The sequence below is a fragment of the Butyrivibrio sp. LB2008 genome, from assembly GCF_000621565.1.
In the GTDB taxonomy this organism is placed as follows: Bacteria; Bacillota; Clostridia; order Lachnospirales; family Lachnospiraceae; genus Butyrivibrio.
In genome coordinates this window covers 233,954-259,251 of sequence record NZ_KK211305.1, presented here as the reverse complement: position 1 = coordinate 259,251, position 25,298 = coordinate 233,954, and the positions used below count along the sequence as shown (strand labels likewise).

The window sequence follows — 25,298 nt, the reverse complement described above, 5'->3', positions numbered from 1 at the left end:
AACCTCTCACTATTCATTCAAACTTCAATTAATTCTGTGCCGGTTCAAAAATCCACTGTTGATTTGCATTACCATTGTGCTTCCACTGGCATACGTTGGTGCCGTCAGCTGTCTTGTGCTGATATACATCAAGATTCTTTGTTCCGTTTGATGATTTTGTTGCGATCAAATAAGCTCCGCTCTTCTTTGAAGCCTTTATCATAAACTGCTGAGCATCATGTCCGTATGCATCATAGATCTGAAGGTTTGCACCATCCTTGTTCTCTCCGTTGGCTACATCGAGCATGAATTCTCCAAGAGCTGACTTAAGTGTGACATAACCGTCACCCTTATTCTGAACATACCATTTCTGTCCCTTTGCTCCTGTGCCCTTTTCAATCTGAACGTTAGTAACCTTCTTTGCTCTGTTATCCTTTACTGAAAGGTACTTCTGAGAATTAACGTCCTTGATATAGTACCAACCATCCTGAATAGTTGCAGATGCATTGTTGCTTGTCTGTCCATTGCTCGGCTGAGGCTGTGGCTGAGGTGCCGGCTGAGGCTGTGGATTGGGCTTAGGCTGAGGATTTGTCTGTCCGTTATTATTGTTATTATTATTGTTGTTATTATTATTGTTGTTATTATTATTGTTGTTATTATTGTTGTTATTATTGTTGTTGTTATTACCGGACTGACCGTTACCCGGCTGAGGCTGAACCGGCTTGTTGTTAGGAGTCGATCCGGGCTGGCCGATAACATCTGTATATGCCTGAATTACTTTGTTGTATGCCTGCTTGGGCTGACCGGGTGAAGAGAACAACAAAGGCTTTGAATTGTTGATCCATGTTGTCTGGTCTGACAATCCCCACCATGTGATACCTGTTACATTTCCACCGTTCTTCTTAATCTGATTTATCTTCTTGAAAAGATCATAAGAGTAATTTGCCATATCGCTATCACCCTTATTTGTGATATCAAGCTCTGTTACCTGTACTTCAAATCCTGACTTAAGGAATGAGTTCATAGCATTGATATACTGATCAACTGAAGGATAATTTGTTCCGAGGTGAGACTGCATTCCAACACCTGCGCAAACTTTTTTACCCTGGTTTATATAATTAACAAGAGTAGTAATCTTCTGTACTTCCTGATATGTGTTGTAATCATTGTAGAAAAGCTTAACTGAATCTGTGAGCTTAAAGTGCTCAAGAGTTTCATAAGCATAGTTAAATGCCTTCTTTACATAAGGCGCGTTTGTTCTGTTATTTCCGTATACTGCTTCCCAACCTGAGTTGTTTGCGTGAATTACTTCGTTTGCAACGTCCCAGGCGTATACGCATCCGCCGTACTGGCTTGAATATACGTGATTCATAACCGTCTTTACATACATCTCAAGACGGGCATCCATTGTCTGCTGATTTACAAATCCGCTGTTTCCTGAATAATTGCTTCTGAAGAACCATGACGGTGTCTGAGAATGCCATACAAGTGTATGAGCTCTCATACCAAGACCGTTGTTACTACAGATCTTCATTACTTCATCTACTGTTCCGAAATTAATCTGGGGTACGTTCTGTTCACGATAACCGTCGGGAATATAGTATCCTCTGTTCTTTGCCTCCGATACTGAGATCAGTTTGGGAGATCCCCCAAGCAAAGCGTCCGGCTTCATCTCGTTTTCAAGTGTAATAGAATTATAGTGTTTCTTAAGAATATTTAACTGATTTGAATCTCTTAACTGATACAAATTAATACATGTACCTGAACGACCATATGCACTACCATATGTATTCAAAAGAGTTGTCTCTGCAGCTTTTGCATCAACTGTTGATGCTGATATGCACATAGAAAAAGCGCACATAAAAGCCATAACTTTAGCAACTGCTCCCCTAATACTTTTTACCTTCATAGCAACCTCCCATTAATAATATGTTAAAAATCTTTCTTCACAAGGTAACATTATTGTAACATATTATTTCACGGATGGACAACCCTAAAATTGCTAAAAAAATATCAAAAAGTGCTAATTTACGCCATTATCACGTTTTTTCGTATGCTGTTATTTTACATGCCGTAAAGTTTGTGTTAACATTTATTTGTAAAGCACTAAAATACCCACCCCCCGGATGACTGTAAGTGCAGTCTTTTGCTGCTATCCGAGGTGTGGGTATTTTTAGTGGAATATTTTAAAATAAGCCTTCAAGCCCTTGTGTTCTATAGATTTCTTTGTAATAACCGACTTCGTCCTTGATTATCGAATCAATCTGTTTCATTCCAAGAAGCTCAACAGGCGCCTTATCATCGGTCATTATCTTATCTCCCGCATTGTAAGGCATTACATTAAGTCCTACTATATCCATCATGGTCCGAAGCTTTGTATCATTTTCAAGACGAATATTCTCGGAAAATCTGTTCATAAACTCCGCATTGTCCGTTGCAAAAAGCTCTTTATTCGTAGAATTCGGAACTTTGACCGTGACCACATTGTCAAACACCGAAGAAATGGTATCTGCAAGATATCTGTTAATGGTAGCTTCATTCTCGTCGCTATACATATTCATGTTAACAACCATTACTCCGCCCGGAGCAAGATGCTCTTTTACCATGTTAAAAAATTCTGTCGACGACATCTGAAAGGGAATCGTAATATCCTGATAAGCATCGACCATTATGACATCATACTTCTTATCAACAGCCGCAAGATACGCCCTGCCGTCGTACGTCGTCACCTTGGCCTCATCCGGCAATTCGAAATATTCATGCGCAAGATCCGTGATCTTATCATCAATCTCAACGCCTTCCACATTTACGTTGTCAAAGGATTTAAGAAGCTGAGTCGCATATGTTCCGGTTCCCATCCCAAGGATCAGTATTTCAGAATCCTCTCCCGCAGCGGCCTTTTCTTTTATTCCACTCATGTAGGGCGCCGCAAGAGCATAATCATAGTACATTCCGGTAAGTTCACCGCTCTTGATATGAATTGACTGAACCCCGAAAAGAACATTTGTAGACAGGATCACACTGTAAGGATCTTCTTTTACCTGTAAATAGTTGTAAACAGACTCACCCTCATATGTCAGATTATTTTCCCAAAAAGCAAATGAGGTGCTGTGCCCGAAAAAAGTGCATACCAGAAATATAAGAATACCCGCTGCAATTTTCTTAGTTTCTTTTTTGCCGCTGCTCACAAAGAAAGCGATGCAAAGAGCTATCAGAATAGCCGCGAAAATGAGAAATGTTATGGAAGTTCCGACCGCAGGAATCGTGACAAAAGTCGGCACAAAAGTTCCGATAATGCTTCCCACAGTATTGAAAGCGCCGAGAGTTCCTATGATCTTGCCATTATCCTCAAGTGACTGCGTTGTATATTTTGCAAGTGAAGGTGTAACTGTTCCCAGAAGAAAAAGAGGAAACACAAAGACTATCATGCATGTTGCAAATGCAGCTATAACAAGGAAATTGCTGTTGACTGCAAATATCACAACCGCTGATATGGCGATGATTATATACTTGCCTAGAACAGGAATAGCCGCGATCCAGATGGCAGCAATGAGAATTCTCTTGTACAATCTTCCGGGATCCGGATTCTTGTCGGCCGCCTTACCTCCATAGATATTTCCCAGCGCCATGGCAATCATGATAGTTCCTATTATGATGGTCCACACGATCTGAGACGAGCTGAAGTAAGGTGCAAGAAGTCTGCTGGCTCCAAGCTCGACCGCCATAACAGACATTCCTGCAAAGAACTCTGTCATGTACAAAAAGAGTTTGTTGTTTAAAATTGATTTCTTATCCATTTTTCCTTTATCCATTTTTTGTATTTTTATACCCGTATTGGAGTATATCACTATCACATCCCAACGAAAATACAAATACAAAAATAAATTATCGAAAAAAGAATTAATGTCATATTCATAAGGACTATACTCCTCCTGATATCTTCAGGCTCTATCGCGCGGAGCTCATCTCCTATAAACTGTTTGTCATGAATCTTGCCGAAATAACTTGCAGGCCCTGCAAGCTTAAGCCCGAGCGCACCTGCACATGCACTCTCACACTGCGCCGAGTTAGGACTTGCATGATTATACCTGTCTCTTATAAAAATCTTTATCGAATTCTTTGTACTGTATCTAAATGCACTCTTAGCCCCAAACATAGCTGCGCACATCTCCAATACGGCTGTTCCCGCTATCATAAATACCGCACTAAGCCTTGCGGGAATATAGGCAAAAACATCATCCGTCTTAGCCGCAAACCTTCCAAAATACATATATCTGTCATTCTTGTATCCGATCATGGAATCCATCGTACTTACCGCTTTATAAATATACGAAAGGACAGGCCCGCCAAGCATCTGATAAAAAAGCGGACAGATAACACCGTCATTCGTATTCTCCGCAACCGTCTCAACCGCCGCCTTCGTAATACCTTTATCATCAAGGCTCTGCGTATCACGCCCCACGATCATTGACACCGCTTTCCTTGCACCTTCCACATCTCCCTTCACAAGCGGTCTATACACCTCCATTGCCGCATCCCTAAGGCTCTTCGCCGCAATACACTGCCAACACATAACTCCCATCACCGCAACCAAAAGATACCTATTTAACAAATACGCCCCATAACAAATCCCAAAAGAGACCGCCCCGGTAACTCCCGTAACCCCGATCACTTCCACAATTCCCAACACATAATCCACAAAACTCTTATCTAAATCCCCTCGTTTTCCACAATCCTTTTCACACTCTCCACTTTCCCCATCTCTTCTCGTTTCAAAAAAACTCTTCTTCCTAAGGCCCTTCTCCAGCCCCTCGATCACCTTCCCAATAACCTGCACCGGATGCACCAAAAATCTAGGATCTCCCAAAACCACATCAATCAGGATTCCTAAAAATACTGCTATCGGTATGTACTTAAAGTATGTTGTCCAAAATTCCATCATTCTTTATCTTTCCGTTTCCATAGAGCTTTCCGTGGGGGCAGCCGGAGCATATATACACATTTTTGCGATTTTGTGCCACGGAAATGTGTATATATGCTCCGGCTGCCCCCACGGAAAGCTCTTGTAAATTATTATAAATATGTAACGCCTGAAACAATCGCGCACAGACACACCGCCACTACCATAGCGGTTTCGGCGAGACAGAGGAACCAGCCGGCCGCGTCACCGGTGATGCCGCCAAGTTCTCTTGCTGCTTTGAATTTGTAGTATGCAAATATGATGAGCGCCGCGCAAACCGCACACACTCCGCTTATACCGCCAATGATTATCATGAGAAATGACACCGCCACAGCTTCTTTTACCAATATTAAAAGACACCTCTTCTTGTCCGCCCCTTCCGCAAAACTATAGAGCGTCCCCTCATTCTTCGCACACGAGAAACTCACGACCGAGATTCCGCTAAGAGCCCTGGATAAGATAAATCCAAGTCCGATCACCATCACTGATCTATCCGAAAAAAAGACTGCAGTATCCGAAACAATTTTCTTATCAAAAACAATGCTCATGCAGGCAAGATAAACCGCAGAAAGCGTAAGCACTCTGATAACCGCAAATGCACCGATATGAGGATCTTTCAATATTTCAAGTTTCTTCTCTTTATCAGCATAAGACGAAAACGCATCGCTGCAATCCATGTAACCATCGACATGGATACCTCCCGTCACAAGAGCGATCGCAGCCATAACAAGAAGTCCCGCCGGAATACTTCCTATCCCAAAAATATCCGCAAGCCAGCTTATCCCGCATATGACCACGAAAAGCACCGCTCCGATAAGAGGGAAAAAAACTATGCTGTACTTCATATCCTCTTTTTCCCACTTAAACTGTGGCATAGGAATCTTGGAATACATTGAAAATGCAATCGCAAAAGCCCTGAATAAACTCTTCATCCTATCTCTTCCTCTATTCCGCAGATCACTCTGTAGACTCTCCTGCCCGCAGCAAGCGCCTGCATGAGCCTTCCCGCGTCCTCTCGCCATTTCCTGTCCGTCGCATCAACAGGGACAATTCCGCAGGTTATATCTTCACAAATAATAACAGCCCCTTCGGGAAAGAGCCCTGCTATCTCCTCTGCGCTCCTATCTGTCCCGCGCACAAGGCGTTCTGCATGCCGATAAATCTTATAGCCACCGGGAACCTGTGCCTTTGTACTTACGCTTGAATCTTCTATTTTAAAAGAATATATATCTTTATCAGAAATCTCACCAACAAGGCGCTTTGCAAGATCAAGCTTTCCCTGCCCTGCGCCTCCCACTATGAGAATACCTTTCTTCTCTTTACCACTCATCTTCCTATTCTTTCGCATAAAATCAAGTTCACTTATGCCGCTGCCTATATGCACGATCTCTTTTCCCGCGCACATCTCTATCACTTCATCCGAGGTCTTCGCAACTTCTCTTTCTATAAGAGCAAGTCCCTCTCTGTAAGCATCCGTGCTCTCATCATATAAGGCAGCATCGCTGTATATTCCGTCGCTCACAAATATGAGATTAAAATCTTTTTCTTCACATAAAACTCTGATATCTTCGCAAATCCTTGCAGCTGCGCCAAAATCTTGCACAAACTCACCGTTTTCATCTGTTCTGAACATCTCTCCTGCAAGAAGTGCGGTAAGACTGTCCACAAGAAACGTATTTGTCCCGTGCTTAAGAAACTTATCTTTTTCCGTACTGAGTCTCTTTATGTCCCTTGCCATCTCAATAGTCTCAAAGCCAAGACCTTCCCTGTTCTCCACATGCTTCCTTATACGCTCGTCGTCCTCTTTGCCGGTTGATTCCATGGTCGCAACGTAGTAAAGGCCGCCGCCCAATCTCGCCCTGAGACTACAGGCAATGTTCTGCGCAGTATTCGATTTGCCGTTCTTACATCCTCCTGTCAAGAGAACTACCATCTCTACCTTATTCCTTCCAGATATGAATCGTCGATCCCGCCGCCTGCAAACGTAGCCATATCATTCATCATGGCGCAGGCTCCCTCTATAACTCCGAAAGCAAGGACGCATCCGCTCCCCTCTCCAAGTCCCATGTTAAGATCCAGATACGGCTTTAGTCCAAGCTCTTTTATCGCCAGCATGTATCCCGGCTCCGTCGATATATGAGAGGGAAAAAGATAATCCGACACCGCAGGACACAGCTTCACCGCAAGAAGCGCCGCAACCGCAGAAATATAACCGTCTATCACAGCTCCTTTTCCCGCATAGGCAGCACCTATAAAAGCACCGCACATCGCCGCGATATCAAGTCCTCCGACTTTGGATAGAATATCAACTACCGCCTCAAAATCGCTGTCATACTTATCTTTTATATCAGTAAGTTCATGCAGTGACAGCGCTCTTTTTATTACTTTCTTCTTATTGGCAAATGCATCATCACAGATTCCGGCTCCACGCCCCGTAAGAGCATCACTGTCTGTCCCCGTAACAGCCGCAAGAACTGCTGCCGAAGTTGTGGTATTTCCTATGCCCATCTCGCCAATGCCGACAAGATTGACATATCCGATACCACGGCTCACCTCATCGCTTATATTCCCGCTATTTTCCGGCACGTTGTACTCTTCGTCGTCCTCTTTTCCTACTGCGATCTCAATACCCGTCAATATGGCGCACAAGCACTCATCAATGCTCATAGCTGGCTCGCAGGCAATATTTCCCGTGCCTTTTCTTATCTTTTTATCTATAATATTCGCTTTTTTCCCATCAAAAGTCGCCGGAAATTCAGTTGCTACGCCGACATCGACAACCACAACCTCCGTGCCGAAATTCTTTGCAAGCGCGGACATCCCCGTTATCCCCGAAGTCATATTAACCGCCTGACTCGAAGTAACCGTGATCGGAGCAGACGCAACGCCTTCATCCGTCACACCGTTGTCCGCACAGAAAACAAGAATCTTTTTAGTCCCTATACGATTCTTTACATTTCCTGTTATTCCAGCAAGCTTAACTGCAATATCTTCAAGCTTTCCCATACTGCGTGGAGGCTTTATCAGAGCATCATCATACTCTTTTGCCCTGCTCTTTGCTTTATTGTCGGCACTTCCGACTCCATCTATGTATTTTTTTATTATTTTCTCTGTATTTCCTGCCATATGTTTATTTTACACACATAAGTATTGTTGTAAAAGTATCAAAAAAACCTTTATACTCTAATTATACAGGGAGGTCCCGATATGACACACCACACTTATGAACACGGCGGAATCTGTGATAAAGCATACAAAATAAAATATGATTTCAGTGTAAACGTAAATCCTTTGGGTATGCCCGAAAAAGTCAGGCAGGATATCTTAAATCATATTTCCCTTCTTGAGAAATATCCAAATATAGATGACTACTCGCTGACTGCCAAATTGTCCGCACATCACAACCTTCCCGAAGAATATTTTGTTTTGGGAAACGGCGCATCTGAGATAATAACACTTTTGTCTCAGACAATCATTCCGCGCGGCGCCATGATCCCCGTTCCGACTTTTTCCGGATACAAAAAAGCTTTAATCTCAAGGAGCTGCCGCGTAAAAGAGTATATGCTAAGAAGCGACAACGACTTCCTTCTGACTGAAGATTTTTTGACTGATGTAAAAAGAGCAAGCTCGGTTGATGCTATATTCCTGTGTAATCCAAATAATCCGACAGGAAAACTCATTCCTCGCGAGCTTGTAAATAAACTTGCTGATTTCTGCGAAAGTTTCGGAATTTATCTGGTGATTGACGAATGCTTTATGGGATTTGTCCCCGATGAGAAAAAGACAAGTGCCATTTCACTTGTACCGAATCATCCGCATCTGATAGTGATCGATGCCTTCACGAAATTATACTGCCTTCCCGGAATAAGGCTCGGGTACTGTGTTTGCTCAAACCCGCGCATATTATCCGAAATGAACGCCCTTAAACCCGAGTGGAACATCTCATGCCTTGCTCTTGTTGCAGGTGAGGATTCAATATCAGAAAAAGAATATGTAAAAAATACCATTTCAATCATAGAAAACGAAAAGGCATTTCTGACCAAAGAGCTCAGCGCTCTTGGTTTTACAGTCTTTGACAGTGACACAAACTTCATGCTCACAAGACTTCCGTTATCTCTGCTCACTACAGCACACTCACATCTTGAAGGCAACTCGATCACGGACCGTCTTGCAAGAGACTACGGAATCTTAGTGCGAAACTGTTCAAACTTCAGCGGTCTGGACAATTCCTATTTCCGTATCGCAGTCAGAAATCACGACGAGAATGTCACACTTATAAATGCACTCAAAAGATATGTATAATTATAAAGAAACGCGTCATACCTTCTAAGGCCATGACGCGTCTTTTTATCTTGTTAAATCATTCGCAGTCTGCATTTGCTTCTGTACTTGCTTCCGCAATCTGCTCTGCCTGTTTTTCATCTTTCTTCTTTTTCTGCTTAATAAATACTGTTTCTCCCAAAATCCAGAGGTTATCACCCTGTCTCTTTTTATTAAGTACAAGCAAAATAACTATTACAACCGCAATAAGAACTGTCGAAAAGATTGTACCCTCTATTCCGAAATTTACATGATATGCAAAACTGTTTCTGGCTGAAGCCGCATCCAGCTTGAATACCGAGAAGTCAAAAACAATTCCGCTGTTCGGAAGTCCCAAAACAATACTCTGCGAGAAATTCCATGCGGTATGAACCGCAATCGCCATCCACATACTCTCATAATAATAGATGATAAGCGACATGAATATTCCGAACAAGATTATATTTAGAACTCCAAGGGCCGTAACTCCCTTGTTACCGAGGTGCAACGCCCCGAACAAAAGCGCATTTCCTATTACAGAGACCCAGGGATTTCTGAATTCACGTCTCATCCTCTGATAGAAAAAGCCTCTGCAAAGAATTTCTTCGCTACCTGACTGTATAAATACCGCCAGAAATACCAAAAATACTTTCACAAACGGGAACTGATTATAATACAGCGCTATATCTTTGTTGAGCATTGCAACGATAGCGCAAAAAACATTCATTCCGCCGCCTACAAGAAGACCTATAAGAAAGAATTTCACTGTATTTCCTTTATACTTTGGCAAGAAAGTTTTAAGGATCGGTCTTTCCGCTTTAAAAATAAGCAGATATACAATGAGCACTATCCAATATCCTATAGTTTCACTGTATCTGATAAATACTTTAGTAAACGATTCATCATATTTAAGTAAGAAATTATAAAGAGGATCAGTAATAACGTAACCTACATTTGCTCCCAAAATAACCAATCCCAAAAACAATATAATTGTAATCAGTAAAAGGTCATACCATTTGAAATAATCATTGTGAATTTTGTAAAACAGGTTTTTTTGCTTTTCCATGATGTCTCCTCCAAGATGTTCTCTCTTTAATATTTTTCTGCTCGAGGCCGTATATACTTTATATTCCTTCTATCCTCAAACCCATATAAAGATACTAAGCTAGTCGTAGTATGTCAAGAATACATATTGGTACAGACGATATTAAAATGCAAACACTCCATATCTTATCCGATTACTTCCACTTTCAGATCCGAATACTCGGGCGCAAGTGAAAAGATTGTATTTACGCCCTCTGTCAGATACACCTTTTTATCATCGCTTACCATGATAAGCTCAAACGCATCGATCCCGTTCTCTCCGCTTCCGTACTTCTTGTAAAACTCCTCGGCGCCTTCTTTACCCATTACAAAAAGAGCCGTTGAAAGTCCGTCGCAGACCGTTCCGTTCTTTCCTATGACTGTAACTGATATAAGTCCGCTCTTTGCAGGTCTTCCGGTCTTGGGATCTATTATATGCCAGTATTTCTCACCGTTTTCTTCAAAAAATCTCTCATACCCTCCGGACGTTATGACTGCGGTATCGCTTGCTTCTATAACTCCGAGCACATCACTTTTGCTGTCTTCAAAAGGACTTTTTACCGCAACTCTCCATGGCTTTCCGTCAGGCTTTGTTCCTATACATTCCACATTCCCGCCAAGATTTATAAGGCCCGAAGTCACTCCTTTTTCCCTGAAAAAAGCTGCCACATCAGAACCCGTATAACCTTTTACAACACTTCCGAGATCTATCTGCATATTGTCTTCTATACTGACATTGCACTCTTCATCGCTTGCATATTCCGCGCCGATTCTGTTAAAACCTACATTTGCGACAAGCTCTTTTAACTCATCATCCGTAGGAACCCTGTATTCGCCCGTCGTAAATCCCCACTCCTTAAGAACAGGATATACCGATATATCAAGACTTCCCTCTGTCATATCGCATATCTTGAGTGCTTCCTTAAGGATCTTCGTTCCGTCTTTTGACAGCTTACCGCTCTTATCACTGTTTATCTTCCCTATCTCACTGTCACTGCTTGTGACCGACAGCTCACTTTCTATATCCCTTATATGATCCTCAGCTTCCCTAAGAAGTTCTTCATCGCCCTGTATCTCAAGCTGCATAACCGTATCCATTGCGAATATAGTGGAAGTGTTTATTTTATTTTTTGCCCCGCATCCTGTTATCAGAAGCGAAACAAGACATGCAACAGCCGGGATTATTTTGATCGTTTTATCTTCAATCCGTAACTTCTTTTTCTTTATCCCTATCCCAATCCTAATCCTATTCATCCGTTACCTTATCTGCTTTCTTTTATTTTTCTCTCTTAATATATACTGTTACAATCAATAATAAAAGAATTGATAATCTCAACTTTTCACTACTGATAATTTTTATTTATTTCCCAAAACTCATTCCCGTCCTGTATAATTCAGTCATACCAGTTGAGGAGATAAATAAACAATGGTATCGAGGAGGAAATAATAATTATGAAAAAGAGAGTAATAACAAGTCTGATCTTAACAGCAGCCCTTGCCTTCGGAGCGCTTACAGGTTGCGGTTCAAAAGCAGATTCACAGTCTTCAGAGACTGCAGCAACAGGAGAAGAAACACAGGCTGAAGCCGAAGCCGAAACAGATTCAGCATCTGACTCAGACAAGACAATCACTGTAGGAGCAACACCTGTTCCTCACGCAGAGATTCTTGATAATATCGTAAAGGAAGTTCTTGCAAAAGACGGATGGACACTTGAGACAGTTGTTTTCCAGGATTATGTTCTTCCCAACACTTCACTTGAATCAGGTGAGATTGACGCAAACTACTTCCAGACACTCGGATATCTTGACCAGCAGAACAAAGACGCAGGTCTTCATCTTACAGCAGTAGCCGGCATCCACATCGAGCCAATGGGTATCTACTCACAGAAATATACTAAACTTGATGAGATTCCCGACGGCGCAGAGATCGGTATTCCCAATGATCCCGACAACGGTGCAAGAGCACTTGACCTTCTTGTTCAGAAGGGACTTCTTACATCAAAGGGTTCTTTCGGAGAAGATGCAAGCTACACAGAGGATTCTCTTTCAAAAGATAAGAACGCTAACCCTCACGGTTACAAGATCACACCTCTTGAGGCAGCTAACCTTCCTCTTTCACTTCCCGATCTTGACGCAGCAGCTATCAACGGAAACTACGCACTTGAAGCAGAGCTTCCTTCCAAATATCCTGCACTTGATATCGAGGAATTCGATGATGAGACAACAGTTAAGAGAACTAACTTCCTTGTAGTTAAGGACGGCTCTCAGGACTCTGAGAAGATCAAAGCTCTTGTAGCAGCCCTTAAGTCAGACGAAGTTAAATCATATATTGAAGAGACATACAAGGGAGCAGTAATTCCTTCATTTATTGATCCACAGTAAATTATTTTTTAAGCCAATAACGTAAATCATAGAAAAAACCTACCTTTCATATATCAAACCTTAGATATGACACGTCTCCTTGCCAGTGACGTGTCATATTTGATATTTATGGAAAGTAATGTAATAATGTGATGGCAAAGGCAATACACGCCTTGCAAATACAAATCTTTTTTAGACAGGTGGTCTGATTATCCATGATACAGATAAAAAACGTCAAAAAAACTTTTAACAAAACCGAAGTTCTTAAGGGAATAAATATCGACATCGAAAAAGGTGAGATATTCGGTATTATAGGACAGAGCGGAGCCGGTAAATCCACTCTCCTTCGCTGCATCAACGGCCTTGAATCTTATGATGAAGGCTCGATCACAGTCGGCGATGTGACCGTAGACATTAAGAACAAAAAGGTTCTTCGTAACCTTCAAAAAAGAATGGGAATGATATTCCAGGGATTCAACCTCCTTGAGAGACTGGACGTATACCATAACGTCGCTCTTCCCATGAAATTCTGGGGAATACCCACAAACACCCCCGAGGCAAAAGAGAAGATTTTAAATCTCATAAAACTCGTCGGCCTTGAAGAAAAAGTTCATTCCAAGCCAAGAGAACTCTCCGGAGGTCAGAAACAGCGTGTGGCTATTGCAAGAGCGCTCGCACTCGATCCCGAATTTCTTTTGTGCGACGAAGCAACAAGCGCACTTGATCCCGAGATTACAAAAGGGATCCTTGCTCTTTTGCAAAAGATAAATAAAGAAATGGGCATTACGATCATCATCGTTACCCATCAGATGGAAGTTGTTAAACAGATCTGCCAGAAGGTTGCATTCCTAAGCGGCGGCAAAGTCCTTGCAGTCGGCAAACCCGAGCAGCTCTTTGTATGGCCCAAAGAACGCGAGATACGTGAATTCCTTCGCGAAGAAAGTGACAAACTTCCGACAACAGGAATCAATCTCAAGCTCTTTTTCTACGGCGAAGGCAATCAGCGCCCTATCGTAACCGAGATGTCGAGGGAGCTCAAGACAAATTTCAATATCTGCTGGGCTAAACTCGAAGATTTCAGAGAGGATGTATACGGAAGTCTCGTCCTCAATATGGAGGAAAAAGATCTTGAAAAAGCATGCGCTTTTCTTGACAGCAAAAACGTCACATGGGAGGTAATCAGATAATGTCCGGAATTTTATCAGATGCAGGCATGACCTCAGTTATAATCACTGCCTTTAAACAAACTTTATATATGGTATTCTGGTCCACACTTTTTTCGGTGATAATAGGATTTATTCCCGCCATAATACTTACACTCACAGCTCCTGACGGGCTTAAGCCCAACAAGATCGTATATGAGATCTTGAGCTTTTTGGTAAACGTATTCAGAAGCTTCCCGTTTATCATCCTTCTTGTAATACTTATTCCTTTTACAAGAATGGTGGTCGGCAAATCAATCGGAACAACCGCTTCCATCGTACCTCTTACGGTATCGGCCATCCCCTATATCGCAAGAGTATTCGAAACCAGCCTTCGTGAGACCAATCCCGGAGTTATTGAAGCCGCAAGATCCTTCGGTGCTTCAAACTTCCAGATCCTTATGCGCGTTTACGTAAAAGAATCCATCCCAAGAATGCTAAACGGCATTATACTTCTTGTAATCTCACTTATCGGCTACTCAGCCATGGCCGGCACAGTCGGCGGCGGCGGTATCGGCGACATAGCAATCCGCTACGGCTACCAGCAATACAAAACCGAATACCTCATCATATGCTCCGTCATCCTAATAGCCTTCGTCCAGATCATCCAAATGATCGGAAACAGCCTATACAAGCACATGAGTTGAATATTTATCCGTACGCCCCGCCCCAAGGTATACATTCAGAAATGCTTGTTTTACGTCTGCGGTGTGTTTTTCTAAAACTTATAAAGCAGCAAATGCCTCATTTCGACGTTGCTCAGAGAAATCGGCATTTGCTGCTTTATAAGTTTTGAAAAACATCATCCTCGTACGTAGACGGCGCATTTCTGAATGTATACCTTGGGGCGGGGCTGTCTATGGAAAAAATAAGTAAACAACAAAGAGTCGCGAGCGACTCTTTGCGCGCCGATGCGCGCAAGCTTTAGCTTGCATAATTCATCTGCGCATCGGTCGCATCCCTGCGGAGCGTTTTTATTGAATAGGGAATTTCAGAGAAATTTCCTATTCAACAAAAAAGATGGTGTGAAAAATAGTCTCTCATTTTTCACACCATCTTTGTATTTGCTAATTTTTTATTTATACTGCTGAAGCTTCTCAATAAAAGTCTTTGCCATATCGCTAAGGTCACTGCCTTTACGGATGATATATCCGAGAGTCAGCGTTTCTTCTTCCTTGAGCTTAACATGATGAATCTCGGAAGTATTAAGACTTTCACCGAGCATTGCGGCACCTACAGCGTAGCCGTTAAGACCGAGCATAAGCTCTACGGATGTTGCTCTTTCGTTTGTGCTTATGACCTTTTTATAATCATAGGTTGCAAGCGCTTCCTCTCTGTAATAGAAGGATGTGTTGTCGCCCTGATCGAATACCATGCACGGATAATCCTGCAGATCTTTAAGCGAAATTTCTTCTCTGTCTGCAAGAGGGTGATCCTTTCTAAGATATACGTAAGTATCTCTTGTAAAGAGCTCATGGAACTCAAGAGATGCGTCCGCAAAAATCTTTTTGAACATGTTCCTGTTAAACTCGCTAAGAGCAATAACTCCGACTTCACTTCTAAGGCTCTTAAGGTCGTCTATTACTTCACTTGTCTGAGTCTCTCTGATAGAGAACTGGTACTCTTCAAGGTCGTATTCCTTGACTGTTTCTATAAAAGCATTTACAGCTACTGTATAATGTTGCATCGATACTGAGAAAGTGGGCTTGTCAGTCTTGGCATTGATGTACTTGTCTTCAATCTTCTCAAACTGCTCAACCGCGCTTCTTGCATAAGCAATAAACGCGCCGCCTGCAACAGTTGTCACAACGCCGTTATGTACTCGCTGGAATATCTGGATTCCAAGCTCATTCTCAAGATCTCTGACCGCACTCGAAAGCCCCGGCTGTGACACATAAAGCCTGTCAGCCGCCTTTCTCATTGAGCATTCCTCGTCAATGGCTATTACATATTTAAGCTGCAAAATTGTCATATGTATAATCTCCAAATAAATTCATCCAAGATATCATACATAATAACACATTGCCATATATTTAGTACATATTTTATACTCTGTCCCTGTCAGCCACATCCTCGGCAAAAGAGCTCCTGTCATGATTTCAATGACTGAGATAGCACTCACAAGATTGGATGCCTTTAATAGTCCTATCAGAGAATTCTGTAAACCCGGAAGTAATATTGGCACCATTTGAGGATAGATAACTCTTGTAAGTGTCTTGAACTTGCCAAGACCTATACTGTAGCCCGCTTCAAATTGCACCTTGTCTATTCCTCTGAAAGCACCTCTTACGCTCTCACTTACAGAACAGCTTGTCCCAAGGATAAGTACAAAATAACCTATTATGATCGGATCAACTTCGCTGATGGGCACTGTAATGTGAAGTACATTTGCCACATCTGCATAGCATGTCATAAATATGATGTTATACAAAAGAATTGCCACCATAGTGGGTAGTCCCAAATATACAGTCACAAACACCGCAAAGATCTGTGAAAGAACAGGTACCTTGTAATACCTTAACCTGAAATCAAAAGTTCACATGAGACAACCGGAGGTTACTGGTCCGCCTAATGGTGACGAACCACTAACCTCCGGTTGTCCGGTCAGTAAACAAATGAGTTTGCTTTATGTATTCGCTTTTGTTGAACTTAATATACAATAGCCTCCCTAAAGCCGCAATTACGCTAAACTTTAGGGAGGCTATAACTAAAAGTTATTATTGTATCATCTCAATTGATTTGCAATATATTCTTTAAACCTTGGAAGTTTCAGCGATATAACACCTCTAACCGCTCCATCTATCACTCCTTTTCCAACCAGTCTTTTTCTCGGTTCACTCCATTCATTATGCTTCTTCTTGGTCATCTCAAGAAGTTCATTGGCACTCATTGTCTCTTTTTGCGCAATAAATTCCAAAAACCATCTGTCTTGAGGTCTTAATTCACGCCAAATCTCATCATATGCCTTTACGGCAAGCGCTTCATCAACCATAGCTAAAACTCTGGGCGTTATTTTTTTTGCCTTCTCTTCCCACATATACTTACCAAAAGCTTGATATGCAAATGCATATCCCTTCGTCATTACAGCCAATTCATATGCGACATCTTCTGTAAGCCCAAGCGTTTCTTTGTAATCCTCCTTAATTATTCCAATGTTAAGAGGAGCTATCTCATACTTTTCCGCTCTTAAAAAGAATGTCAATCCTTTTGTTGTTTCCAGATCCTCTATATCATCATATAGCCCTGCCACTAATAGATAAATCGGATATTCCTCTCTGATAAGTATTTGAAATTCCTGGATAAAATCAATTAACGCATCCGTTTTTCGAGCTTCATCTATAACCACAAGTATTTTCTTTTTCTTTGCCTTTACTTCTTTCATAAGTCTTCCCAAAATAACACTGAGACTGCTTACCGGCGCCTGCTCTTTGGATAAGCTGACTCCAATGCCGAACGCCGACAGATTAAGATTGGCATCTATATATTTAGTCATAAAAGGAACATTTGCATAAAGATATGCAACCAGTTCATTTGTTATATCCGCATTAGACCTGATATTAATTACGATCCACTCTTTTTCATCCTTTAACTGATTTGCTATAGCGGTAAGCGTCACTGTTTTGCCGCATCCCCTTACTCCTGTCAGTTTAAAGGCCTGTTCCTGCACAATATCGCTGTCCAAAGTATCTATAATATCATCTATCAATAAGCTCCTTCTTATATACTGATTTGGAATTCTTCCAAAACTTATCGCATAAGGATTTCTTTCTCTCATTCACTCACCTCTTGATTATTTACACATGCCATAATATAAACACTCCACAAAAATATAATACGATATAATTTGATATAAAACAATATAATACGATATAAAATTATATAATGAAATATAAAAAGGGCGTAATGCCTATTTCTCGCATTACACCCATATTCAATATCGTTATGGTATTACTTCTTCACAAAAACTTCCCACACCCCGGGGGGAGTTTTTGTTCTTTATTTATCCCAGCCAAGAGCTACTCTCTTGTCTTTCATATCCTGCACGATCTGTTTTGCAAGTGCGACGGGATCTGTGTTTACATTCATTGTTGAACCAAGGAGTTCCTTTGTACCATGTTTCAAGAACTCAATTACATTTTTGGATCCGAAAATAGGTGCCTCAACGCAATGATACGAACTTATTCCGTTAAGTCTGAAACCAAGTGCCGCGTCGATTCCCTTTTCATTGCCCCACTCGGGTGATGAGAATGCAAAAGGAAGTTCGTAAAGGTTCTTTCCAAGCACACCTGCAATTCCTGCAAATATACCTGTAGAACGTGTATTATCGATACACTCTCCGACATGCCATACAGGCGGAAGGTCGGGTTCAAGGAATTCTCTTAAGGATTCTCCTGCCTTTTCTTTTCCTGAAACCGCACAATATCCCAGTTTCATAAGAGGGAACGATGCACATCCGTTGGTGATAATAAGAACGTTGTTCTTAAGAAGTTCATCGGCCACATCAATGATGCACTTCTCATAAAGAACCTTTGGATTATTGCATCCGACCATATTTACGACACCGAGGATCTGTCCCGATTTAATCGCTTCGGCAAGAGGCTTCATGCTTCCGAATCTCTTGTGAACATACTCAACAGAGAATCCGACTTCTGCCTCAACCTCATACGGAGGAATGTAGACAGGCATTCCCTTTCTGATCTCAAAACTCTCAATTGCACGTCTTACTATCTTCTCTGCAAGTTCTTTGGTCTGACCTATATTGCTGTGATGATGATTGTATTCATATCTCTCGGCACCGGGAAGCCTTGCGGAATCACTTGTTGTAACCACAACAGTCTTAAAGCACTTTGCAACATCCATGATTGAAGGAAATACGTCCTGAACATCCGCAACCCACAGATCAAGCGCTCCGGTAGCAAGTACAAGTTCCGCGGATACCGCATTTGAAAGCGGAATAACACCGCTGTCTCTGTACATCGCAGAAAGTCCCGAACAGCAGATACCGTAGAAGCGAATACCCTTTGCGCCTTTGGATTTGGCAAGCTCTATCAAATCTTGTCTTTTTCCTGCCGCAACAATCTGGCTTACAAGTGTTGGCAGATGTCCGTGTACCGCAACATTCACATAGCCTTTCTCAAGCGCACCGATATTGACCTTGGACGTAACTCTGTCGCCGACACCAAACAGTGCATCGGTCGCAATTCCCGCTCCGACAACGCCGGAAAAAGTAAATGCAAGACCGCAGCGAAGGAACTGCTGCATGATGCTCTTCCAGTCGCCGTCCGTTGCGCATCCCGACTTATGGTATGCTTCAAAGACCTCGTGATATGCACTGATAGGAAGAATATCTAACTCTTCCCATACCTTTTGCCTCTCGGGAAGCGCACAGGCTTTGATTGTCTTATAATCATCGGGGACACTTCTGGACATATCTTCAAGCAAAGCATCCGCAAGATCTTTTGCAACATTCTTAAGCTGTCTGTTCTTTTGCTTTATTCCAAAAGCTTCCGCCGTGCTCCTTATCTTTTGCTCGCCAAGGATAGGGATATCAAGTTCGCCCTCAGCCACTTTCTTGAGTGTAAGCATTACCTCACGAGCATGCATACCGTGCTGAGCCGCACCTGAAGCCGCTGAACGCAAAAGATTTCTTGCAACTATCAAATCCGCATCCGCACCGCAGACACCTCTCTGCGCCTTCGCTGTAATATGACAAGGTCCCATGTTGCAGATCTTACAACATGTTCCGCTAAGTCCGAACGCACACTGAGGCTTCTGAGCATCAAACCTGTCAAAAGCCGTATCTATTCCAATCTGCTCCATTCTAAGGATCATCTCTCTTACGGCCGGATCGGGTGTATTATCGATTACGTCCTGCTTTGACGGAAATGTCTTTCTGTATTCCGCAACAGCGTTCATATAATCTTTAGTAAAGTCCTCGGGACTGCTCTCTCCGCCGTGGTCGCTTGCCTTAAGTGTAACAGTCGGAATACCGTGCTCATCAAAACCAATCAGATTTCTGTGTGAATGAATATGCTCTAATCCGCTTTTGCCATGATGGTGGTGATGTTCATGTGAATGTTCGTGTTCATGTGAATGTGTGTGGCTCATTTTTCCCTACCTTAAATTAAATCGTATATTCAATATCTTCCTCTATCTTCATCTGAAGCAGATCGAAGATCTTGTCTCTTATAAGCAAAAAGTCTCCGCTTGTCCTATCTCTGAAATGGTGAATCGGAACTGTTATAACACCCTTTACTTTGCCGGGGTTGGGTGTCATTACAACAATCCTGTCCGCCAGATAAACAGCTTCTTCTATATCATGAGTTACAAAGATGATTGTTTTCTTTTGTTTTTTGCAGATATCCAAAATATCATCCTGAAGCTTCATTCTGGTAATCGCATCAAGTGCTCCGAAAGGCTCATCCATAAAGATGATATCGGGCTCCACCGCAAGTGCCCTGGCTATCGCAACTCTCTGTTTCATTCCGCCGGAGAGCTGCCTTGGAAAACTATCAGCAAAGTTCTCAAGCTTTACAAGTTTAAGATACTCTTTTGCAATCTCTTTTCTCTTATCTTTCTCAATACCTTTTGATTCGAGACCTAGTTCTACGTTCTTGATAACAGTGCGCCACGGAAGAAGACCATAGTTCTGGAAGATAGTTACATTCTTTGTGCTTGGCGCCTTTACCTCGTTTCCGTCAATCTTAACGCTTCCCAGATTTACCGGATCAAAGCCTGCAATAGCATTTAAAAGAGTACTTTTTCCGCATCCCGACGGTCCCAGGAGGCAGATAAACTCGCCCTTCTCAATATCGAGATTTACATTTGACAAAGCAGTGAACTGCGTGCCATTTTGTATGAAGGTTTTTCCTGCATTTTCTATATGAATATATGACATTACTGCTCTCCTCCCCAGGCTTTAAGAATTCTTTTTTCCAACAATCCGATAAGGAAATCAAGCAATAGTCCTATAAGTCCGATCACAAGTATTGTTGCCAAAAGAATATCCGCTCTGATATTGTTTCTCGCATCAATAATCTGGAAACCAAGTCCCGACTGTGCTCCTACCATCTCACCCGCAACAAGGAATATCCATGCGCTTCCGAGAGCAAGATGAACGGCATTGGCAATCTGAGGGAACGCCGCAGGAAGGATAACTTTCCACATAAGCTGAGGCTGTCTGATTCCAAAATTATCTGCAACTTTAAAATACATATCATCGATCTTACTTACCGCTGATACTGTAGACAGCAGTACGGGGAAAAAAGCTGCTATAAAAATAATGACAATGGCAGGAAGATCCCCAATTCCAAACAGGAGCACCACAAAAGGCATCCACGCTGTCGGTGATATCGGTCTTAGCAGCTGCAGTGAAGGATTCACATATTTAAACACCTTAGGAAGGCTTCCGAGGATAAGCCCCAGAAAGACTGCTATCAGAACCGATAATCCGTATCCAATTACAAATCTGTACATACTTGCGCCTATTGATGCAAATAGCGTGCCGTCTGCAATCATCTCAAAAAGAGCTTCGATTGCCATTAAAGGAGACGGAAACAACGCCGGGCTATAGTCGCTTATCATAAATGCCAACTGCCAGATTCCAAGTAAGATAAGTATTGATACGATAACGTATTTTAGAGAGAGTATTTTTTTCATCATGTCCCCTTAATTTATTACTGTCATCAAATGTAGAAAATAATAAGTGATCAGATCAAAAATCAGTCTTTACAAAATCAGCATATGCGGGTGGATTGTCTGAAAGCCCGTATTCTTTAACCTTCTCGGTCAGCTTGTTATATTGCTCCTCTGTGATATCCAGATCATCATAGGAGATCCACTTCAAAGATGTTTCAAGAACATCGTCTTTCTGCTTAAGATATTTCTCTGCAACAGTCTGGGCTGCTTCAGCATCAAGATTATTGCCCGCTGTCTTGTATCCCTCGACAAATGCCTTGGCTGTGTCCGCATGCTTGTCTATAAAATCATCTGTCAAAACAAGTGCGCAGCAAACCGAATCCTCCCACAATTCTTCGGAGGTATACAGAACTTTTCCTTTTCCCGTAGAAACACCTACCGCACCGAAAGGCTCCGCAACGCAATAACCGTCTATTGTTCCTGTGACAAGTGCCGAAGGCATCTCTGTAGGTGCGAGTTCCACGACATTTATGTCATCGATCGTAAGTCCATTCTTTGCAAGTGCATCATTTACCAGGATGTTATGCGATGACTGACGATGAGGAATAGCTATTGTCTTTCCTTTAAGATCGGCGCCGTCTTTAACATCATTTGAAACGATGAGAACATTTCCGTCCTTATGTCCCAGTGCAACAGCTTTTATGCCTACGCCCTCAGCTTTTGACTTCATTGCAAGTTCTATAAGAACCGATGCTCCGTCTACATTTCCCGAATTAAGAGCATCCAGAAGTTCCGGCCACGAACCGTACTTAACAAGTTCAACATTCACTTTTTCATTATTTGCAAGTTCCTCAGCTTCTTCCAACACAGCGAGCGAATGTGTTATGGGAAGATATGCTATCTTCACGGTTTCTCCGGCATTGGCACTGCCTGCTGCTTTGGCACTTGCGCCATTGGAACTTCCGCATCCTGCCAGCGTCAGCACTGCTCCGACCAGTATTGTCAGTAATAATTGTTTTTTCATAATAACTATCCTCCACTATAATGTCTTTTCACCCACTAGGTCAATAGGTAATTTTATTATATTGAATAATATCACACGCAAATAAAAGTGAAAATTAAGAAACACTTATAGTGGAGTATAAACTTTGCTTATTTCCAAGCGCTGCTGTCACATAGCGTGAATTTTCATAGATTTTCCAATATGGAAAAAATAAAGTGTCCGGATTGTACAAATGATATATTATAATTCTTTTGGATTCACAATAAAATATAACCAATGCAGAAAGGAACGACAGATGAAATTAAAACTGCATGAAAATATAAAGAAATTCAGAAAAGAGAAAAACCTGACACAGGAAAAATTGGCAGAGATGCTGGGCGTTACGGTCGGCGCGGTGTCCAAGTGGGAAAACGGCAACAATACTCCTGATATTGTGATGCTTACAACACTTGCAGGCTTTTTTGATGTTTCGGTTGATGTTCTTCTGGGATATAACATGATATCCAGGAAAGTGGAGGACATTGTTGCAAACATTGACTCCCTTGTTTCCAATCACAAATTTGAGGAAGCGGAAGTTATATCACGTGATGCCATTAACAGATATCCACATGATTTTTCTGTAATATTTTCATCAGCGATGATCTATCATGTGAAAGCCCTTGAGAATCAAGATAAGAATGATGCAAGGATGGCAATAGATCTTTTTACTAAATCACTTGAATACCTTTCGCAGAACAAGAACCCGGACATAAATGATTATGTTATAAGGAGCAACATTGCATACAATTACCTGATCATTGATGAAAAGGCGGCGCTTGAACGTCTTAAGGAGATAAACTTCGGAGGAATAAACGATACTGTCCTTGCACTTATATATCTGCAGAATGAGGAGCCGGATCAGGCGCTTAACTATAGCACATCAGGCATAATAAATCATCTCGCAGAATTAATAGACTCGTCGGTGTACATGATAATGGCCCTTGCAAGTACGGGCAAAAAGAAAAACCTCGAAGAATCAATATGTCTGACGGATACGATGATTGATGTAATCCAAAAATTCTCCAAAGATGAGATTGGATGTTTTAGTAAGTATGTAGCTTTTTATTATGTGATAAAAGCGTATTTTTGTGCATGTATCAAAGATGAAGCCGGAATGAAAAAGTTTATTTCCGAGGGAAAAAAGCTTGCGGTGAATTTTGACAAGAAAGGATCAAATGACGTAGCAAAGCATCTTAAATTCTATCATGCGGACAAAGAGCATTTTTATACCATCGATAGCATTGGAGAAAAGGCAGTTTCCGGAATAAGCACGGTACTTAGCAAACAGATCGTAAAAATGGCCGGTGTCGATAAAAAAACACTTAATAAAATAATCGATTGTTGGGAGAAAGCATAATGAAAACAGCACTAAAAATTATAAAGACAGTTTTGATGGTTTTGGCAACGATGATAATAATCTTAGCTGTTGTCAGATCTGTCGGAATGGGAATAAATAAGATAACACCGAAAGGCGGGATAAATGAATCTTTTTACGTTGATATAAACGGAAACAGTCAATGGATAAACATTTATGGACAAGACATAAACAATCCCGTTCTTTTGTATCTGCACGGAGGGCCGGGATCTGCGACAAGTCCCGTGGATTATTCTTTTACCCGAAAGTGGAGCGACGTATATACTGTCGTTACGTGGGATCAGAGGAATGTAGGAAAGAGCTTTGATAAGAAAAACATTTCGGATAAGATAACCAAGGATATTATGATGGCTGACGGCAAAGCAATGACTGAGTTTCTTTTATCTTATATGGGAAAAGAAAAAATAACTTTGCTTGGGCATTCATGGGGATCTATGTTTGGCGCAAATCTGTCATTGGAATATCCGCAGTACTACGACGCTTTTATCGGAACAGGACAATGTATAGACATCTATGAGAATGAAGCTAGACTCTATGCTGCGGCAAAAGAGTGGACGAATGGTGATGCGCAAGGAGAGGCACTTCTTGAAAAATGGTCGCCTGAAAACTCGGATAGTCTTGAATCCATGGCCGCCAGAAGTAAAATAATGGACAGGTACGGTTATGGGATGATGAAAGATGGTCGAGATTACAATATAGTTGCGACGATTCTTTTTAATCCAAATTACATGGTAAAAGACTATATCGGCTATGTAAAAAATATTGCAATCTCGATGAATCCATATCTATCTTTTTTTGCACATGGGCTTTATGAGTGCTCGCTTAGCGGAAAATATGACTACAAAGTGCCGTATTACAATATAAACGGCGACATGGATTACCAGACTAATTACGATATGGCTTGTGAGTACTTTGAAAAGGTAAATGCTCCCGATAAGAAAATGTACGTTATGAAAAATGCCACACACGGACTTCTTGAATCAAGATCCGAGGAATTTTCTGAATATGTTCACGATATCGCAAATCGAATGGGAAAAAAGTAATCTTCACTTTCGCTATTTTAGGTCAAAAATAAGGCAATGTAAAAGTTAGTCTTGCACATACCATTTGAGCTGTATTTTCACCCTCGGAGATACAGCTCTATAATCCCAATAGACTCTTTTTGATTTTCCCCTACGTTACTCAAATTCAATTGCAAACTTTATAACCCATAAAATTAATCTCTCATTTGCTTAGTTCTACGGGTATAAACCAACTTCCGGAATTCTATGCCCGTAAAAACCATCTCACATTCATCTGTTTCTACGTGTGTGAATCAATTTCCGAATTCTACGCCCGTAAAATCCATCTCACATGAAC

Annotated in this window: 20 protein-coding genes and 1 pseudogene; 6 read left to right on the top strand and 15 right to left on the bottom strand. The window is 41.7% G+C overall.

Going from position 1 to position 25,298, the window contains the following annotated elements:
• Nucleotides 1–28: 28 nt before the first annotated feature.
• The 6 genes from T356_RS20865 to T356_RS0111120 form a co-directional block, all read right to left on the bottom strand.
• Complete coding sequence (locus T356_RS20865) at nucleotides 29–1,888, bottom strand: endo-1,4-beta-xylanase (protein ID WP_081777820.1); 1,860 nt, start codon at nucleotides 1,886–1,888, stop codon at nucleotides 29–31.
• Between the two features lie 277 nt (nucleotides 1,889–2,165).
• Entirely contained in the window at nucleotides 2,166–3,776 is a 1,611-nt protein-coding gene (locus T356_RS0111145) for a spermidine synthase (RefSeq protein WP_026514547.1), read from the bottom strand.
• Nucleotides 3,777–3,829: 53 nt separating this feature from the next.
• The gene (gene cbiB, locus T356_RS0111140; protein WP_051563388.1) at nucleotides 3,830–4,921 is read right to left on the bottom strand and encodes an adenosylcobinamide-phosphate synthase CbiB; all 1,092 of its coding nucleotides are present in this window, start codon (nucleotides 4,919–4,921) and stop codon (nucleotides 3,830–3,832) included.
• A 131-nt stretch (nucleotides 4,922–5,052) separates the two neighbouring features.
• Nucleotides 5,053–5,871, bottom strand: a complete 819-nt coding sequence (locus T356_RS0111130) for an adenosylcobinamide-GDP ribazoletransferase (RefSeq protein WP_026514545.1) — start codon at nucleotides 5,869–5,871, stop codon at nucleotides 5,053–5,055.
• Entirely contained in the window at nucleotides 5,868–6,872 is a 1,005-nt protein-coding gene (locus T356_RS20445) for a bifunctional adenosylcobinamide kinase/adenosylcobinamide-phosphate guanylyltransferase (protein WP_051563387.1), read from the bottom strand. Before T356_RS20445 ends, T356_RS0111130 begins: the two co-directional genes overlap by 4 nt.
• Before the next feature lie 2 nt (nucleotides 6,873–6,874).
• Nucleotides 6,875–8,065: a nicotinate-nucleotide--dimethylbenzimidazole phosphoribosyltransferase gene (locus T356_RS0111120; RefSeq protein ID WP_035780985.1), complete on the bottom strand. Its 1,191-nt coding sequence runs from the start codon at nucleotides 8,063–8,065 to the stop codon at nucleotides 6,875–6,877.
• Nucleotides 8,066–8,146: 81 nt separating this feature from the next.
• Between T356_RS0111120 and T356_RS0111115 the strand changes: the two genes are divergently transcribed.
• Nucleotides 8,147–9,241: a pyridoxal phosphate-dependent aminotransferase gene (locus T356_RS0111115; protein ID WP_026514543.1), complete on the top strand. Its 1,095-nt coding sequence runs from the start codon at nucleotides 8,147–8,149 to the stop codon at nucleotides 9,239–9,241.
• 58 nt (nucleotides 9,242–9,299) lie between these two features.
• Here T356_RS0111115 and T356_RS19235 read toward each other — a convergent pair whose 3' ends face one another.
• A complete protein-coding gene (locus T356_RS19235) occupies nucleotides 9,300–10,304 on the bottom strand; it encodes a CPBP family intramembrane glutamic endopeptidase (protein WP_051563386.1) in 1,005 nt (334 codons plus the stop codon).
• Between the two features lie 164 nt (nucleotides 10,305–10,468).
• On the bottom strand, nucleotides 10,469–11,575 hold the full coding sequence (locus tag T356_RS0111105) for an FAD:protein FMN transferase (protein WP_051563385.1): 1,107 nt from the start codon (nucleotides 11,573–11,575) through the stop codon (nucleotides 10,469–10,471).
• A gap of 198 nt (nucleotides 11,576–11,773) precedes the next feature.
• Here T356_RS0111105 and T356_RS0111100 point away from each other — a divergent pair, with 198 nt between their 5' ends.
• From T356_RS0111100 to T356_RS0111090, 3 genes are all read left to right on the top strand, one after another.
• On the top strand, nucleotides 11,774–12,703 hold the full coding sequence (locus tag T356_RS0111100) for a MetQ/NlpA family ABC transporter substrate-binding protein (protein WP_026514541.1): 930 nt from the start codon (nucleotides 11,774–11,776) through the stop codon (nucleotides 12,701–12,703).
• Nucleotides 12,704–12,897: 194 nt separating this feature from the next.
• Nucleotides 12,898–13,869, top strand: coding sequence for a methionine ABC transporter ATP-binding protein (locus tag T356_RS0111095; protein WP_026514540.1), 972 nt, complete (start codon nucleotides 12,898–12,900; stop codon nucleotides 13,867–13,869).
• A complete protein-coding gene (locus T356_RS0111090; RefSeq protein WP_330370934.1) occupies nucleotides 13,869–14,531 on the top strand; it encodes a methionine ABC transporter permease in 663 nt (220 codons plus the stop codon). Before T356_RS0111095 ends, T356_RS0111090 begins: the two co-directional genes overlap by 1 nt.
• A 428-nt stretch (nucleotides 14,532–14,959) precedes the next feature.
• On the opposite strand, the gene T356_RS0111085 is transcribed toward T356_RS0111090, so the two are convergent.
• The 7 genes and pseudogenes from T356_RS0111085 to T356_RS0111055 all read right to left on the bottom strand — a co-directional run bounded on the left by T356_RS0111085 (nucleotide 14,960) and on the right by T356_RS0111055 (nucleotide 22,546).
• The gene (locus tag T356_RS0111085; RefSeq protein ID WP_026514538.1) at nucleotides 14,960–15,856 is read right to left on the bottom strand and encodes a LysR family transcriptional regulator; all 897 of its coding nucleotides are present in this window, start codon (nucleotides 15,854–15,856) and stop codon (nucleotides 14,960–14,962) included.
• A gap of 33 nt (nucleotides 15,857–15,889) precedes the next feature.
• Nucleotides 15,890–16,381: pseudogene (locus T356_RS19230) on the bottom strand (ABC transporter permease subunit); the annotation flags it as partial.
• A 228-nt stretch (nucleotides 16,382–16,609) separates the two neighbouring features.
• On the bottom strand, nucleotides 16,610–17,659 hold the full coding sequence (locus T356_RS0111075) for a DNA/RNA helicase domain-containing protein (RefSeq protein WP_026514537.1): 1,050 nt from the start codon (nucleotides 17,657–17,659) through the stop codon (nucleotides 16,610–16,612).
• A gap of 221 nt (nucleotides 17,660–17,880) precedes the next feature.
• The gene (gene cooS / locus T356_RS0111070) at nucleotides 17,881–19,992 is read right to left on the bottom strand and encodes an anaerobic carbon-monoxide dehydrogenase catalytic subunit (RefSeq protein ID WP_026514536.1); all 2,112 of its coding nucleotides are present in this window, start codon (nucleotides 19,990–19,992) and stop codon (nucleotides 17,881–17,883) included.
• Between the two features lie 16 nt (nucleotides 19,993–20,008).
• Nucleotides 20,009–20,782 (bottom strand): ABC transporter ATP-binding protein, encoded by a 774-nt coding sequence (locus T356_RS0111065; RefSeq protein ID WP_026514535.1) that lies wholly within the window; start codon nucleotides 20,780–20,782, stop codon nucleotides 20,009–20,011.
• Nucleotides 20,782–21,543 (bottom strand): ABC transporter permease, encoded by a 762-nt coding sequence (locus tag T356_RS0111060; RefSeq protein WP_026514534.1) that lies wholly within the window; start codon nucleotides 21,541–21,543, stop codon nucleotides 20,782–20,784. Before T356_RS0111060 ends, T356_RS0111065 begins: the two co-directional genes overlap by 1 nt.
• Before the next feature lie 55 nt (nucleotides 21,544–21,598).
• The gene (locus T356_RS0111055; protein WP_026514533.1) at nucleotides 21,599–22,546 is read right to left on the bottom strand and encodes an ABC transporter substrate-binding protein; all 948 of its coding nucleotides are present in this window, start codon (nucleotides 22,544–22,546) and stop codon (nucleotides 21,599–21,601) included.
• 274 nt (nucleotides 22,547–22,820) lie between these two features.
• Here T356_RS0111055 and T356_RS20440 point away from each other — a divergent pair, with 274 nt between their 5' ends.
• Together T356_RS20440 and T356_RS0111045 are read left to right on the top strand one after the other, a co-directional pair.
• Entirely contained in the window at nucleotides 22,821–23,921 is a 1,101-nt protein-coding gene (locus tag T356_RS20440) for a helix-turn-helix domain-containing protein (RefSeq protein ID WP_026514532.1), read from the top strand.
• Nucleotides 23,921–24,982 (top strand): alpha/beta hydrolase, encoded by a 1,062-nt coding sequence (locus T356_RS0111045; RefSeq protein ID WP_026514531.1) that lies wholly within the window; start codon nucleotides 23,921–23,923, stop codon nucleotides 24,980–24,982. The genes T356_RS20440 and T356_RS0111045 overlap by 1 nt, the downstream gene beginning before the upstream one ends.
• The last annotated feature ends 316 nt before the right edge of the window (nucleotides 24,983–25,298 follow it).

Coding starts and splice junctions, on each gene's coding strand:
- T356_RS0111055 (WP_026514533.1), bottom strand. CDS start 22,546: ATGAAAAAACAATTATTACTGACAATACTGGTCGGAGCAGTGCTGACG.
- T356_RS0111075 (WP_026514537.1), bottom strand. CDS start 17,659: ATGAGAGAAAGAAATCCTTATGCGATAAGTTTTGGAAGAATTCCAAAT.
- T356_RS0111045 (WP_026514531.1), top strand. CDS start 23,921: ATGAAAACAGCACTAAAAATTATAAAGACAGTTTTGATGGTTTTGGCA.
- T356_RS19235 (WP_051563386.1), bottom strand. CDS start 10,304: ATGGAAAAGCAAAAAAACCTGTTTTACAAAATTCACAATGATTATTTC.
- T356_RS0111105 (WP_051563385.1), bottom strand. CDS start 11,575: ATGAATAGGATTAGGATTGGGATAGGGATAAAGAAAAAGAAGTTACGG.
- T356_RS0111065 (WP_026514535.1), bottom strand. CDS start 20,782: ATGTCATATATTCATATAGAAAATGCAGGAAAAACCTTCATACAAAAT.
- T356_RS0111095 (WP_026514540.1), top strand. CDS start 12,898: ATGATACAGATAAAAAACGTCAAAAAAACTTTTAACAAAACCGAAGTT.
- T356_RS20445 (WP_051563387.1), bottom strand. CDS start 6,872: ATGGTAGTTCTCTTGACAGGAGGATGTAAGAACGGCAAATCGAATACT.
- T356_RS20865 (WP_081777820.1), bottom strand. CDS start 1,888: ATGAAGGTAAAAAGTATTAGGGGAGCAGTTGCTAAAGTTATGGCTTTT.
- T356_RS0111115 (WP_026514543.1), top strand. CDS start 8,147: ATGACACACCACACTTATGAACACGGCGGAATCTGTGATAAAGCATAC.
- cbiB (WP_051563388.1), bottom strand. CDS start 4,921: ATGATGGAATTTTGGACAACATACTTTAAGTACATACCGATAGCAGTA.
- T356_RS0111100 (WP_026514541.1), top strand. CDS start 11,774: ATGAAAAAGAGAGTAATAACAAGTCTGATCTTAACAGCAGCCCTTGCC.
- T356_RS0111145 (WP_026514547.1), bottom strand. CDS start 3,776: ATGGATAAGAAATCAATTTTAAACAACAAACTCTTTTTGTACATGACA.
- T356_RS20440 (WP_026514532.1), top strand. CDS start 22,821: ATGAAATTAAAACTGCATGAAAATATAAAGAAATTCAGAAAAGAGAAA.
- T356_RS0111120 (WP_035780985.1), bottom strand. CDS start 8,065: ATGGCAGGAAATACAGAGAAAATAATAAAAAAATACATAGATGGAGTC.
- T356_RS0111060 (WP_026514534.1), bottom strand. CDS start 21,543: ATGAAAAAAATACTCTCTCTAAAATACGTTATCGTATCAATACTTATC.
- T356_RS0111130 (WP_026514545.1), bottom strand. CDS start 5,871: ATGAAGAGTTTATTCAGGGCTTTTGCGATTGCATTTTCAATGTATTCC.
- T356_RS0111085 (WP_026514538.1), bottom strand. CDS start 15,856: ATGACAATTTTGCAGCTTAAATATGTAATAGCCATTGACGAGGAATGC.
- T356_RS0111090 (WP_330370934.1), top strand. CDS start 13,869: ATGTCCGGAATTTTATCAGATGCAGGCATGACCTCAGTTATAATCACT.
- cooS (WP_026514536.1), bottom strand. CDS start 19,992: ATGAGCCACACACATTCACATGAACACGAACATTCACATGAACATCAC.